The organism is Aliiglaciecola lipolytica, from assembly GCF_018860635.1.
GTDB lineage: Bacteria > Pseudomonadota > Gammaproteobacteria > Enterobacterales > Alteromonadaceae > Aliiglaciecola > Aliiglaciecola lipolytica_A.
On the sequence record NZ_JAHKPT010000036.1, the window covers coordinates 119,084 to 132,995 of the forward strand.

10 protein-coding genes are annotated in these 13,912 nt (G+C 44.7%); 7 read left to right on the plus strand and 3 right to left on the minus strand.

Annotated features, from left to right (window positions below; all coding sequences use genetic code 11):
* Positions 1 to 22: 22 nt before the first annotated feature.
* Positions 23 to 586, minus strand: a complete 564-nt coding sequence (locus KO530_RS21590; RefSeq protein ID WP_252729420.1) for a DsrE family protein — start codon at positions 584 to 586, stop codon at positions 23 to 25.
* A 375-nt stretch (positions 587 to 961) separates the two neighbouring features.
* Between KO530_RS21590 and KO530_RS21595 the strand changes: the two genes are divergently transcribed.
* From KO530_RS21595 to KO530_RS21625, 7 genes are all read left to right on the plus strand, one after another.
* Positions 962 to 2,128, plus strand: a complete 1,167-nt coding sequence (locus tag KO530_RS21595; RefSeq protein WP_216050542.1) for an efflux RND transporter periplasmic adaptor subunit — start codon at positions 962 to 964, stop codon at positions 2,126 to 2,128.
* A 10-nt stretch (positions 2,129 to 2,138) separates the two neighbouring features.
* A complete protein-coding gene (locus tag KO530_RS21600; protein WP_216050543.1) occupies positions 2,139 to 5,273 on the plus strand; it encodes an efflux RND transporter permease subunit in 3,135 nt (1,044 codons plus the stop codon).
* 667 nt (positions 5,274 to 5,940) lie between these two features.
* A complete protein-coding gene (locus tag KO530_RS21605; protein ID WP_216050544.1) occupies positions 5,941 to 6,138 on the plus strand; it encodes a twin-arginine translocase TatA/TatE family subunit in 198 nt (65 codons plus the stop codon).
* A 21-nt stretch (positions 6,139 to 6,159) separates the two neighbouring features.
* Positions 6,160 to 6,555, plus strand: coding sequence for a Sec-independent protein translocase subunit TatA/TatB (locus KO530_RS21610; RefSeq protein ID WP_216050545.1), 396 nt, complete (start codon positions 6,160 to 6,162; stop codon positions 6,553 to 6,555).
* A complete protein-coding gene (gene tatC, locus KO530_RS21615; RefSeq protein ID WP_252729421.1) occupies positions 6,552 to 7,388 on the plus strand; it encodes a twin-arginine translocase subunit TatC in 837 nt (278 codons plus the stop codon). The genes KO530_RS21610 and tatC overlap by 4 nt, the downstream gene beginning before the upstream one ends.
* 163 nt (positions 7,389 to 7,551) lie before the next feature.
* On the plus strand, positions 7,552 to 9,006 hold the full coding sequence (locus tag KO530_RS21620; RefSeq protein WP_216050546.1) for an alkaline phosphatase PhoX: 1,455 nt from the start codon (positions 7,552 to 7,554) through the stop codon (positions 9,004 to 9,006).
* Between the two features lie 66 nt (positions 9,007 to 9,072).
* Positions 9,073 to 9,642 carry a PEP-CTERM sorting domain-containing protein gene (locus KO530_RS21625; RefSeq protein WP_216050547.1) on the plus strand — a complete coding sequence of 190 codons (570 nt, stop codon included), beginning with the start codon at positions 9,073 to 9,075 and terminating at the stop codon, positions 9,640 to 9,642.
* A gap of 118 nt (positions 9,643 to 9,760) precedes the next feature.
* Here KO530_RS21625 and KO530_RS21630 read toward each other — a convergent pair whose 3' ends face one another.
* Together KO530_RS21630 and KO530_RS21635 are read right to left on the minus strand one after the other, a co-directional pair.
* Positions 9,761 to 10,492 (minus strand): MauE/DoxX family redox-associated membrane protein, encoded by a 732-nt coding sequence (locus KO530_RS21630; protein ID WP_216050548.1) that lies wholly within the window; start codon positions 10,490 to 10,492, stop codon positions 9,761 to 9,763.
* A gap of 261 nt (positions 10,493 to 10,753) precedes the next feature.
* Positions 10,754 to 13,912 (minus strand): efflux RND transporter permease subunit, encoded by a 3,159-nt coding sequence (locus KO530_RS21635; RefSeq protein WP_216050549.1) that lies wholly within the window; start codon positions 13,910 to 13,912, stop codon positions 10,754 to 10,756.

A 13,912-nucleotide genomic window follows, 5' to 3' on the forward strand; every position in this document is an offset into this window, starting at 1 on the left:
TAAACAACTAAAAAGCAAAAGTTTAAAATGGATTAAGTGAATACCCTTGCTGATTCAACAAGGCATGAGCCGTCATAGCTGAAAGCGACATTTGAACTCCGTCTATCAGATCTTGATTGGCAATCTCATCAAAGGCGGCTGACTGGCCACATAAGAACACTTGAACATTGTTTTTTAACAGCTCAGTGATCAACGGATGATTAGGGTTGTCGGTAGCAAAACGTTTTTTATAGGCTTTGGGATTAAGTAAATCGTTACCCGCGCGGCCATGCACTACCAAAGCCAATTGAATGTTTTCTTGCTTTGCGCCGTTAGCCACCAGCATATTGATAAACCGAGCTAAACTACCAAAGTGACGGTTAAGCTTCTTCTCGCCACTGACTTTACTCACGTCGAATGCCACTTTGAATTTAGTATCGCTATCAAAAGTTTGATCAATTTGCACTTTTGCGTGTTTCCCGAAATTATGGATCACAGGACCAGAGCTAAAGACTTCCGCCTTTTTGCTTTCAGCTGCGACACTTTCAGTTAAGCCACCTTGCCAACAGATCACCAAAACACCCAACATTAGAATAAACTGTTTCAACCTTTTCACTCCCAATTCGAATAAGTGACAAATTCTACCTTACTTTTGCAAATTCTCTGAGTACGATTTTGCCCTTTACTTTATGTTTAAACCCAATGGTAATTCCAAGCGTACCAACGATTGTTGCCAAGGTTACAAGTTAAGACACATATTTTAACAAATCAGCTAAGGTAAAATCTTCTTTATTGCCATTAGACAAGGTAAGATTGTCGGCCTTTAAAACAGTGAAAGATATTCAGGCATTCTTCAAAACGGTTAATCGCTGTTTTGAGAAGACCTTAGGTGTGAAGTAGTTGATTTGTGAGTGTTGGTCTGAAAACGACAGGTACAGCAAACAGATGCCCATAAAGTATAAAAATAAAAATGTGAGTTAGTATGAATAATACATGGATTAGAGCCCTGCTATTTATTGGTGTAGTTGGTTTGGGAATTGGCGCTATGATAATAATTGGCGCATCAGGTAAAGAAGAACCAGCAGAAGAAAAAGTAGATACTCGCCCGCTAGTCAATATTATTCCTGCAGAATCCATGAATTATCAGGTTTTGATTCATAGTTTTGGTGAAGTCACACCGCTAGAAAGTACTAATTTGTCTGCTCAGGTATCAGGTGAAGTGACCAGCTGGAACCCTAAATTTGTTGCCGGTGGACTAGTCAAACGCGGCGAAGTTTTATTTAGCATCGAAAAAGACACCTACGAAGCCGCGCTATTGCAAGCAGAAGCGGAATATACCCAAGCCCAGGCAGCATTAATTGAAGAACAAGCCCGCGCCGAAGTAGCAAAACAAGAAGCGAAAAACTTCCCATCAAGTCAAGTGAGTGACTTGTACCTACGTAAACCGCAAGTGATGAGTGCCCAAGCGGCCCTAAAATCTGCGCAAGCAAGAATGAAAATAGCGCAGCGTGATTTAGACAATTGCGAAGTGACCGCTCCTTATGATGCGCTCGTCATCGAACGCTCCATTGGCCTTGGAGAATACATAAGCAGTGGCACCCAAGCAGGCACTTTAAACAGTATCGAAGCGGCAGAGATTTTGTTCCCAATTGCTGGATTCGATAGCGCTTTTCTGCCGACCAACTTAGAAAACCAAGATGCAGTGGTGATTATCAAGGGTGCAAAAACCTTTACCCGTGTGGGCAAAATTGCACGTGATACTGGGGTTATCGATCAATCCACCAGAATGAGCCATATCGTGGTTAGAATAGATGACCCTTATGGCTTGAAAAGCCAAGTCCCAGCCTTGAAATTTGGTAGTTATGTAGAGGTCAACATTTCCGGTCAGGTATTAGAAAATGTATACCGCCTACAACAAGACTTGGTCACCAATAAAACTGTTTGGGTCGTTGATAAAGACAACAGGTTACAACCCAAACCAGTGGAGATTATTCGCGAAGAGGGCGCGCACTTTATATTAAAAAGTGGTTTAGACAATCAAGACCGCGTTGTTACTACTATTCCAGAATATCCTCAGAAAAACATGGAAGTACGCCTGTCTAGTGATCCAAAAGATGACGATTTAGTCGCCCAGCAACCGAACCAGTAGGCCGAATATTATGACAAATGAAGCCAAACAGACGGGACTAATCGCCTATTTTGCGAATAACGCAGTAGCCGCCAATTTGCTGATGATTTTTATCGCTATCATGGGTGCAGTCACGTACTTCTCGCTACCCAGACAAATGTTCCCCAGTATTGAAGTAAACTTTATTTCGATTCAAGCCAATTACCCTGGTGCGTCCCCGCAAGAAATTGAAGAAGGTATTCTGATTAAGATTGATGAAGCCTTAAAAGATGTCACCGAAATTAAACGCAGTGTTTCGAGAGCATTTAGAAACAGTGGACGAGTGTCCTTAGAAATCGATCCTGATGAGCAACTATCTGATGTGCTCGACAAAGTTAAGTTGCGTGTGGATGGCATCGCCACGTTTCCAGCGGGTATGGAACCGGTCACGGTTTATCAAGAAGAATTTAATCAAGACGTCATAGAAATGGCAATTGTCGGCGATTCAAGCTTAAAGGACTTGAAACCACTAGCCAAAGATATCGAAAACGAATTGCTGCAATTATCCAATGTATCTTTGGTTGACCTATATGCCCCAGATGACGAAATTGCGGTTGAAATTCAGCCCGACCAATTACGGAAATACAACATAACCCTTGACGATATTCGTCTGGCGATTCAGCGTTTTTCAGCCAATTATTCGGCCGGCCAACTACGCACCGACACCGGCATCATTTCTGTGCGGGTGGAAAACCAATTCTATAAAGGGGATGAGTTTCGCCGTATCCCAATTAAAATAGGCAACAACGGCGCCCAAGTTTTGCTTGAAGACGTGGCCATTATTCAAGATGGTTTCACCGAAGGCGAACGCTACTTTAGCTTTTCAGGCCAAAACGCCATTTACATGTCGGTGAATGCCACTAAAGACCAAAACATGATCCCCGTGGCAGAATCGGTAAAAGCCTACGTTAAAGAACGCAATAAAACCTTACCCGAGGGCTTGGAACTAAAAATCTTAGTTGATATGACCAAATACGTTACCGAACGATTAAATATGATGCTCAGCAACCTGTTTCAAGGTTCGATTTTAGTTGCATTCATGTTGACCCTGTTCCTACGTTTCAGGCTTGCATTGTGGGTAATGATTGGTCTGCCCGTGTGTTTCTTGGGCGCTATTTTAACCATGAGCATGTTTGGCATTAGCATCAACGTGCTATCGTTGTTTGCGTTTATTATGGTACTGGGCATAGTCGTAGATGACGCCATAGTAATAGGTGAAAGTGCCTATACCGAAATAGAAAAACACGGCGGAGGGGTCGAAAATGTGGTTAGAGGTACAATGCGGGTAGCCACCCCAGCCACCTTCGGAGTACTGACCACCATAGCTGTATTCGTACCATTCACCCAAGGCAGTGGGTTTTTAGGTACTATGATGTGGAACATCGCCGGTGTCGCCATATTTTGTTTAGCCTTTAGCTTAGTTGAATCAAAATTAATCTTACCGGCTCACCTAGCCCATACCAATTTTAAACCTGTCAAAGCAGGCAGTTGGCGAGATAGATTTAATACCCGATTTTTTGGCTTTGTTAACGGCCCATACCGTAACTTCATTGAAGTCAGTACACGCTTCCGCTGGGCAGTATTTGGTACCTTTATTGCCTTGTTACTGACCAGTGTTGGGCTAATTTCCGGCAACTTTGTACGCATGGTTCCATCGCCATCTGTACCACATGATTTCCCTAGTATTCGCATAGAAATGAATGAAACCGTTTCAGATACAGCGACCATAGAGGCATTAAAACTTATCGAAAAAGTTGTCCAGAAAGTGGAGAACGACGTGATAGATGAATACGGCTCTGGCTTGGTCAGAGACACGCTTTCATTTAACGATGGTCGCACCGAAGGTCAGATTCTGGTTGCACTAGTGCCAGAAGAACAACGTCCCTTTGATACCTTTGAATTGGCAAGAAGATGGCGCGCGGAAATACCTGAAATTCCGGGCATGAAGTCATTTACGATTAGAGATGATCCCTTCGCTGAAGGTGGCGGTGATGGTGACTTTGGCTACTTATTATTTGGCTCCGACATTGAGACCCTCAATGCCGCTGGACGAAAATTCATTGAGCTATTGCAACAAGAAAAAGGCCTATTCGATATTAGCTCAACTATCGATCCTGCCAGTAAAGAAATCCAGATGACACTATTACCAGTGGCCTACGATTTAGGCTTGGATCTTTCATCTATCGCCAACCAAGTGGGTGCCAGCTTCTACGGCGGCGAAGCCCAGCGTGTCATTCGTAATGGTGAAGAAGTGAGAGTTATGGTCCGCTACCCTAGGCTGACTCGGGAACGTTTTGCCGAACTAAAATACGCCGTCATCACCACACCTTCTGGTAAAGAAGTGATGTTAGGTGACGTAGTAAGTTTAGAAGAAATGCCCGGTATCAGTTACATCCGCAGAGAAGGCGGCTATAGAAGCGTTTATGTATATGGCAATATCGACGAAGAAGCGGTAGAACCCAATGCCGTAGTCGAAAGAATTGCGGAAAACTTACTGCCTGAAATGCAGAAATTTTTCCCATCGGTGAAAACTGAATTAGGTGGTGCGATAGAAGAAACCCAAGCCCAGCAAAATGAACAAATACTGTTTTTCATTGCCGGCTTAATCATGATGTATATTCTATTGGCCGTGCCGCTGAAAAGTTATATGCAGCCCTTTATGATATTAATGGTGATTCCATTTAGTTTTACAGGAGCAATATGGGGCCACTTTTTCTTTGGCGTTGACCTTAGCACCATGTCGACCTTTGGGCTCATTGCTGCAGCAGGGGTAGTAATCAACGATTCATTGTTAATGACAGATTTTATTAATTCCAGACGCAAAGAAGGCATTCATATAAAACAAGCAGTACTGGACGCAGGTTGTGCTCGTTTCAGAGCAATCACATTAACCTCGATCACCACTTTTGTGGGGGTATTGCCAATCATGTTCGAAACCAGCATGCAAGCCCGGATGGTAGTGCCCATGGCCATCGCACTAGGCTTCGCCGTAATGTACGCCACCATAGTAACCTTGGTTCTGATACCAAGCATGTACCTGATATTGGAAGATATTAGATTACCGTTTAGATGGATCAAAGCACGCCTATCCAAATCCGAACCAACCCCACAACAAAGCACCCCATAGGCGGGTGCTTTAGCCTCACTAACACCTGCGTATTCATAGGGGTTTTCCATGGGCTTTCTCCATGGCCTGAAGGCCATGCTACAACCCGCGTTTACCGTGATGTATTGTATTCCCCCTGTAGGCGGGTGTTTTAACCCCGCGAAAATGACAAATATTCCATGGCTAAAGGCCATGCTACGGGGAGCCCCCCCTCCTGTAGGCGGGTGCTTTAGCCCCGCGAAAATGATAAATATTCCATGGCCTGAAGGCCATGCTACAGAAATACCTCCCACACCTGTAGGCGGGTGCTTTAGCCCCGCGAAAATGATAAATATTCCATGGCCTGAAGGCCATGCTACAAGAGATAACCTCCGTCTCCTGCGGATCCATGGCCTAAAGACCATGCTACGGGGAGCCCCACATCTGTAGGCGGGTGCTTTAGCCCCGCGAAAATGTTCAATATTCCATGGCCTGAAGGCCATGCTACAAGAGATAACCTCCGGCTTCTGCGGATCCATGGCCTAAAGGCCATGCTACAGGGCGATAAAATCTGGCTTCTGCGGATCCATGGCCTAAAGGCCATGCTACGGGCCGTCACCTGCTACTTACTTTTAAATTTCATAATTTCGTCACAGCTTAGTCATACTTTAATCGCATGCTTTATCTTCGTTAATTGGAGAAAGCAAAAATGAGTTTAAGTATTTGGCAATTGGTTTTAGTGGCGTTGTTGTTCATTTTATTGTTCGGCAGAGGCCGTATTCCTGCTTTGATGGGTGACTTGGCGCAAGGCATAAAAAGCTTCAAACAAGGCATTGGCGAAAACGACGAAACAGCGACTCAAACACCGACTGAGTCACAGCCAAAAGACAAGTTAGAAAACCAATAATTACACTGTCTGGAGCACCTTATGTTTGATCTCAGCTGGGTAGAACTTGGTTTTGTGGCCGCCATCGCACTATTGGTAATTGGTCCTAAAGACCTGCCAAAAATGTTCAAAATGATTAATCAGTTTGTGACCAAAGCAAAACGCACTATCAATGACGTTAAAGGCGGCTTTAAACAACTTGAAAATGAAATACGCATAGTTGAAGGCACTACGCCGGAGTCAACAAACTGGAAGCAACTATTACCAGACGAGATACGCAACTTGCCCGATGATTTCATACCCGGCTCGCAACACGCCGAATATCACAGTAACCGTGAACAGCAAATAGCAAACAAAAAAGCTGAAATCGAGCAGCATCAAACGACGCAACTAGAGCAAAACAACGCCACTCCCACAAAACAGGAACAGGCGAAATGAAACAATCTCAACCAAACGACAGTCACTTAAATAACGATGGGGCAAACAAAAGCCACACTGAAAATAAAGCGCCACTGCTGACTCACTTAATAGAATTGCGCAGACGCCTACTCTTCTGTTTTGCGTTTTTTGCTTTAATGTTTGGTGTTTCTTACTTTTTTGCAGAACAAATTTACAGCTTCTTACAACAACCTTTGTACCAAATTTTCGGGCCGGACAGCGGCAGAAGAATGATCTACACCGGCTTACATGAAGCGTTTTTTACCTATATTAAACTTGCCTTCTTTAGTGCCACTTTTTGTACTTTACCCATCACCTTAATTCAAGTCTGGAAGTTCATTGCCCCGGGCATGTATAAAAACGAACAAAAGGCTCTCTCACCACTGTTTATAGCCACCCCAATTTTGTTTGTAATGGGCGCAGCCCTAGCCTTTTATGTGGTGATGCCATTAGCTTGGGAGTTTTTCATAAGCTTTGAATCAAGCGGGCAAAACGCCACTATCAATGTTGAACTGGAAGCTAAAATGAGTGAATACCTAGCATTGGTGATCCGCTTAATCTTAGCCTTTGGGCTGTGTTTCGAATTACCAGTTTTACTGCTGGTTTTAGCCAAAGCAGGAGTGATTGATGGGCAAACCCTAAAAGACTACCGAAAGCACGCCGTAGTCGCGGTATTTTTCATTGCCGCGTTAATTACGCCTCCAGATTTAATTTCGCAGATAGCCTTAGGCGTGCCTATTTTAGCCTTGTACGAATTGTCGATTGTACTGATAAATTGGACCCAATCAGACAAACAACAAATACTTCGCAAGCAAATGGACCAGTCCACCTAACTGATTAATAAAAAAGCAATATTTGTGTCATTAAAAGTTTAAAAAAGCGTAAAAAAACAGATCCTAAACTGTCATTTAAGGTCGGTAGATTAGTTGTCAGCAGGTTGTTTTCTAAAACAGAATTCAACTATCGCCAAACCACTAATAAAGGACCGGAGACAACATGTCAGAACAAGATTTAATACCACAAAATAATGATAAAATTGAACCTGCTTTTAGCCGCCGTCAAGTGTTAAAAGGTGGCTCTATTGCCGCAGCAAGTACTGCTTTTGCAGCGGTTTCTAGTAAAGCCCAAGCTGCGTCTTTACCTTTTACCAGCTCATATGGTCCATTAGTACCAACAGCTGACAAAGCAACTGGTCTAAACTTACTTTCTTTACCAGAAGGTTTTGAGTACACCTCTTACGGCTGGACAGGTCAAACACAAGCAGACCTTTTACCTACTCCTACTGATCACGATGGTATGGGTATTGCGGCAGTAAAAGGCAACATCATTGCACTTGTGCGTAACCACGAATGTTCAGAAGGCGAAGGTTCTCCAGCATCACCTCGCGGTGGTCGTGGCGTGTATAACCCAGCCCAAAACGGCGGCACAACTAATCTTATGTTTGATATCGTCAAAGGTGAATTTTTATCTTCCTATAACAGCTTAGGCGGCACGATCAGAAACTGTGCTGGCGGAAGCACGCCTTGGGGTACTTGGTTGTCTTGTGAAGAAACGTTCCACACCTGGAATCAAGGTCCACAAGGTGAAAACCACGGTTATGTATTCGAAGTACCTGGATTTGGTATTTCTGATGGCCAACCAATTCGCGAAATGGGTCGTTTCTCTCACGAAGCTGCAGCTGTTGATCCGGCTACTGGCTATGTGTATGAAACTGAAGACGCTGGCTCATCTGCATTCTACAAATTTGTACCTGCAGGCGAATGGGGCGACTTAAAATCTGGCGGTAGCTTGTTCGCTATGGTTTTAAACGGTGAGTCTCGCGTAGATTTGCGTGGCGGTTTAGTTGTAGGAACAGTTTGGGATGTGACTTGGCAAGAAATTGCTGATCCAGATGCAACTACCGAAAGATGTTACAACCAAGCTTCTGACGCTGCAATTGTTGAGCGTGGCGAAGGCTGCTGGTATGACGATGGCAAAATCTACTTCGTATCAACTTCAGGTGGCGCCGCAAATCTTGGCCAAATCTTCTGCTACGATCCTCGTAAAGAAACACTAACCATTATTTTTGAATCTTCAGACGCTGTGAATGAAGTTAACGCGCCAGATAACATCGCTGTTAGCCCACGTGGAAACATCTTGATGTGTGAAGATGGAAGCTCTAACCCTAAACGTCTAATCGGTTTAACCCTATCAGGTGAAACCTTCCCATTCGTTGAAAACAACGTGTCTTTGGACCAAGGCGATTTAGCCCACATCGATTCAATTTATCCGGGTACAGCAGCTAACTTCTGGGACTCAGTAGGTGACTCAACAGACGGTAGCAACAGACGCAGCTTCACTAGCCAAGAAATGGCTGGCGCATGTTTCTTTGGTCGTTGGTTATTCGTAAACGTGCAATCTCCAGGTGTGACTTTCGCAATCACAGGTCCTTGGGAAAACGGCGCACTTTAATCTAAAACAATAATAAATGGCACCTCGAAATACTTCGCAGGTGCCTTCTTCAAATTAGGAAAGACTATGAAACGTATATTTACTCCAATGCTAGCTGCCCTAGTATTGTTATGCAGCGCATCAGCTTCTGCTTCAATTATTTCTTTACCAAGTGACGGCTTAATCGCTAATTCAGTTGGTGGCGATAGCGGTTGGTTAAACGAAGATACTTTTGGTGACGCCATCGACTTCATCACTTTCGATGTTGCTGCACAATCGACTTTCTCTGCCACTGCTGATTCATTGATCACTATGGGTTTGAGCTTATATCAAGGAACGATAGCTAACGACTTCGCTATTCCATTTTCAAATAACTCAGATTTTACTGATTTCTTCAGCAATTTAGTGTTTGTAGATGGAAATAGTCCGTTTGTACCTGGCTTAGGCGGAAGCTTAACAGGCCTAGTACTAGAAGCGGGTTCTTATACTTTAGCTGTTGGTGGTAACGAAGGTTTCTTCGATACATTCACAGAATACAGCTACAACCTTGAAGTAGCGATTGCAGAAGTTCAGCAAGTTCCTGAGCCATCTGCATTATTTTTATTGTTTTTCGGTATCGCTGGTTTGTTAGCAGCTCGCAAACAACAAACAAAATAAACCGCGAAACAATTATCGAATACCAAGGGGCAAACGCCCCTTTTTTGTTTTGTCCTCGCCAATGCCAAACCCATGGCCCCGCAATCCATGGCCCGCGTTCCATGGCCTAAAGGCCATGCTACAGGGTTAACATCCACAAGCCGGCGGCTATCATAAATAGGTTTTCGGTTAATGAAACGGCTCCTAGTGGAACATCACTTTTACCGCCGACGCAGGCACATTTGAGATCACGTTTGTCGATATAAACAGCCTTAAATACCGAAACCGCGCCAATCCCACCAATCAATAGGGATATTGGCGCAATCATTAATGGGGGCAGATTTGCCACCATTCCGATCCCAACAAATGCCTCTAGAAATGGATATACATAGGCATACGGCACAACCCGCATTGCCAGTAAGTCATAGGTGATAAACGAATTTGAGAAGCTATACAAATCTCGCAGTTTTTGCACTGCGAGAATCGCCATGGAAAATGCAACAAAGAGCATTAATGTCTCAATTGAGAACATAATCGACAGCGAAGGATAGGCCAACGCCACCGCTAAAAGCGCAGCGACTGCAAATATTGCAATCACAGGTGTGTAAGTTTTACCTTGTTGTCCGGGTTTTGACATACCAAAAAAGGCTCTTAGATCATCATATCCACCGACCCTTTCACCGTTGATAAAAGTTTGTGGAGTGGTTTTAACATCATGGAGTTTTTTAAATTCATCCGTTTCCTGACGAGACGCCAATTTGTGATCCTCTACGATGAAACCTTTTCTTTGCAATAAGTCTTTGGATTTTAAACCAAAAGGACAAATATGTTGCGAGGTTTCCATTCGATATAGTTTTGCAGTATTTTTCATATTTCCTCCAATATACCTTAGTGCCTGTAGGCGGGTGCTTTAGCCCCGTGAAATGGTAAACCATCCCAACATCGGCGGTTCCATTGGGATTTCCCATGGCCTGAAGGCCATGCTACGGGCGATAGATTCCAACTCCCGCGTTTCCATGGCCTAAAGGCCATGCTACAAGAGAAATAACCTCCCCCACCTGTAGGCGGGTGCTTTAGCCCCGCGGGTTGCCATGGGTTTTTTCCATGGTTTTTCCATGGCCTGAAGGCCATGCTACAGTTTTAATTGCTGTTTTCGCCATAAATAGAACACCACGGGCACGACCAACAATGACAAGATCAATGCACTTGCCATGCCACCTACCATGGGTGCTGCGATACGGCTCATTACCTCGGAACCTGTACCTGTGCCATACATGACGGGCAACAATCCAATCATCACTGTTGCAACCGTCATAATCACTGGTCTTACTCGTTTTCCAGCGCCGTCTAAAATGGCTTCAATTAACGCACTTTTGGTAACAGGCACCGCACCAGTCGAGGGTTCATTAACATGCCTGTCCACGTTAGCGTTTTCATGCCTGTCCAGTAAAACCTGAAAAGCCTGATTCAGATAAACCAACATGATCACCCCTATTTCCACGGCCACGCCGGCCAAAGCGATAAAGCCGACACCAACAGCCACCGATAAATTAAAGCCTTCAAGGTAAAGCAACCAAATTCCGCCAATTAACGCCAGCGGTAAGGTGCCCATGATGATGATGACTTCCACAACATTTCGAAAGTTCATGTATAGCAGAAGCACAATAATTGCCAGCGTTAATGGCACAACATAACTGAGCTTTTGAGTAGCACGCTGCATATATTCATACTGTCCTGCCCATTGCAGACTGTAACCTGTAGGTAAATCCAAATTTTCTGCTAAGCGTACCTTGGCGTTTTCCACATAGCTGCCCACATCAATATTCTCAATATCAATGTAGGTCCAACCGTTGATCCGCGCATTCTCACTCTTAATCCCCGGCGGACCTTCTTCGATATACACTTGGGCGACATCAGCCAGCGCAATTCGTTGGCCATTGGGTGTCACTATGGGTAGCAATTGCAAGGCTTCTGGCGAATCGCGGTAAGATTGTGGGTAACGCACATTCACCGGATAACGTTCCAAGCCCTCAACAGTTTGGGTAATGTTCATTCCACCGATAGCAGTAGCTACCACTTGTTGTACATCACTGATATTAAGACCATAACGGGCTGATTTTTCGCGATTGATATCCACCTTGATGTAACGTCCACCAGCCACACGCTCAGCATAAACCGAAGCCGTGCCGTCCATGGTAGAAAGGATTCTTTCGATATCCTGACCAATACGCTGAATGACTTTGATATCTGGCCCAGCCACTTTAATACCTACGGGGGTTTTAATTCCCGTTGCCAACATATCAATTCGGGTTTGAATCGGCATTACCCAAGCATTGGTTAAGCCCGGCAACTGCACTACCTGATCAAGTTCCTCGCGCAAATCATCAATACTCAACCCCTCTCGCCATTGGGATTGGGGTTTTAATTGAATGACAGTTTCGATCATGGTGAGCGGCGCTGGATCTGTGGCTGTCTCAGCTCGGCCGATTTTGCCAAACACGCTTTTTACCTCGGGAATGGTGGCAATTAACTTATCGGTTTGTTGCAATATCTCGCGGGCTTTACCAATAGATAACCCCGCGTACGTGGTAGGCATATACATCAAATCCCCTTCATCAAAAGGGGGAATAAATTCAGTCCCTATTTTGCTCAGTGGATAAAAACCAACAACTGCCAACACAAACGCCCCAAGCAAAGTCAGTTTAGGGAACAGCAGGACTAATTTAAGTACAGGGGTGTAAACCGCAATTAACAACCGATTCAATGGATTTTTAGCTTCACTGATTACTTTGCCGCGCACCAAATACCCCATTAACACCGGAATTAAGGTTACCGCCAAACCAGCTGAAGCGGCCATGGCGTAGGTTTTTGTATAGGCCAACGGCGCAAACATCCGGCCTTCTTGAGCTTCTAAAATAAACACCGGCAAAAAGCTCACGGTGATGATCAACAAACTAAAAAATAGTGGTGGCCCCACCTCTGACGCCGCTTTAGCCACTATTTGCCAACGATTTTGCTCAGTTAATGGGGTTTTTTCCATGTGCTTATGCAGATTTTCAATCATTACAATTGCACCGTCGGTCATGGCCCCAATGGCAATGGCTATTCCCCCTAACGACATGATATTGGCATTAATTCCCTGCCAATACATCACGGCAAATGCAATCAAAATCCCCATCGGCAAACTCACTACCGCCACAATGGCAGAGCGCAGATGAAATAAGAAAATCGCACACACCAGAGCCACAATAATCAGCTCTTGAGCCAACTTACTCCATAAATTATCCACCGCTCGGTTGATCAGCTCCGACCTATCGTAAACCGTCACCACCTCTACCCCATCGGGTAAGCTAGATTGCAGAGCGGCCAATTTAGCCTTGAGGGAATGAATGGTTTTTTGTGCATTTTCACCAAAGCGCATCACGGCCACGCCCCCAACAACTTCACCTTGGCCATTTAGCTCGGCAATCCCCCGGCGCATTTGTGGTCCTAATCGAATATCAGCTACATCGCGCAATTGCAGCGCAGTGCCTTTATCGTTTAATCCAAGGGGAATCGATTCTAAATCGGCAATGCCAGTTAAGTAACCAGTGGCTGTCACCATATATTCGGCTTCGGCCATTTCAATCACCGACGCCCCCACCTCTTGATTGCCTTGGCGAATGGCGTTTTGAATATGACTAAGGGGAATGTTGTAAGCACGCAACTTGTCGGGGTCAATATTCACCTGATACTGTTTTACCATGCCGCCAATAGTGGCAATTTCAGCAATACCTGGCACAGTTTGCAGCTCAAATTTCAAAAACCAATCCTGTAACGAACGCAACTGGCTAATGTCGTGCTGACCGCTTTTATCTGTCAGGGCATACATAAACACCCAACCAACCCCTGTGGCATCAGGCCCCAGCTGCGGCTTCGCGGAATCAGGAAGGCGCGAAGAAACCTGCGATAGATATTCAAGAACCCGACTGCGAGCCCAATAAAGATCAGTTTTGTCGTCAAAAATCACATACACATAAGAATCACCAAAAAATGAGAAACCGCGCACAGTTTGCGCCCCAGGGACCGACAGCATGGCCGTGGTGATGGGATAAGTGACTTGGTCTTCGACCACCTGTGGTGACTGTCCTGGATAACTGGTTTTGATAATAACCTGTACATCAGACAAATCGGGAATGGCATCTACAGGCGTATTTTTCACACTATAGACACCCACCCCAATCATCATTGCAGTGCATAACAACACAAAAAACCGATTGTGAATGGACCAATGAATTAGCTTCTCAATCAT

What these genes read in the sequence shown, in the direction of transcription:
- KO530_RS21595 (WP_216050542.1), top strand. Translation starts at nt 962, where the DNA reads ATGAATAATACATGGATTAGAGCCCTGCTATTTATTGGTGTAGTTGGT.
- KO530_RS21600 (WP_216050543.1), top strand. Translation starts at nt 2,139, where the DNA reads ATGACAAATGAAGCCAAACAGACGGGACTAATCGCCTATTTTGCGAAT.
- KO530_RS21605 (WP_216050544.1), top strand. Translation starts at nt 5,941, where the DNA reads ATGAGTTTAAGTATTTGGCAATTGGTTTTAGTGGCGTTGTTGTTCATT.
- KO530_RS21610 (WP_216050545.1), top strand. Translation starts at nt 6,160, where the DNA reads ATGTTTGATCTCAGCTGGGTAGAACTTGGTTTTGTGGCCGCCATCGCA.
- tatC (WP_252729421.1), top strand. Translation starts at nt 6,552, where the DNA reads ATGAAACAATCTCAACCAAACGACAGTCACTTAAATAACGATGGGGCA.
- KO530_RS21620 (WP_216050546.1), top strand. Translation starts at nt 7,552, where the DNA reads ATGTCAGAACAAGATTTAATACCACAAAATAATGATAAAATTGAACCT.
- KO530_RS21625 (WP_216050547.1), top strand. Translation starts at nt 9,073, where the DNA reads ATGAAACGTATATTTACTCCAATGCTAGCTGCCCTAGTATTGTTATGC.
- KO530_RS21630 (WP_216050548.1), bottom strand. Translation starts at nt 10,492, where the DNA reads ATGAAAAATACTGCAAAACTATATCGAATGGAAACCTCGCAACATATT.
- KO530_RS21635 (WP_216050549.1), bottom strand. Translation starts at nt 13,912, where the DNA reads ATGATTGAGAAGCTAATTCATTGGTCCATTCACAATCGGTTTTTTGTG.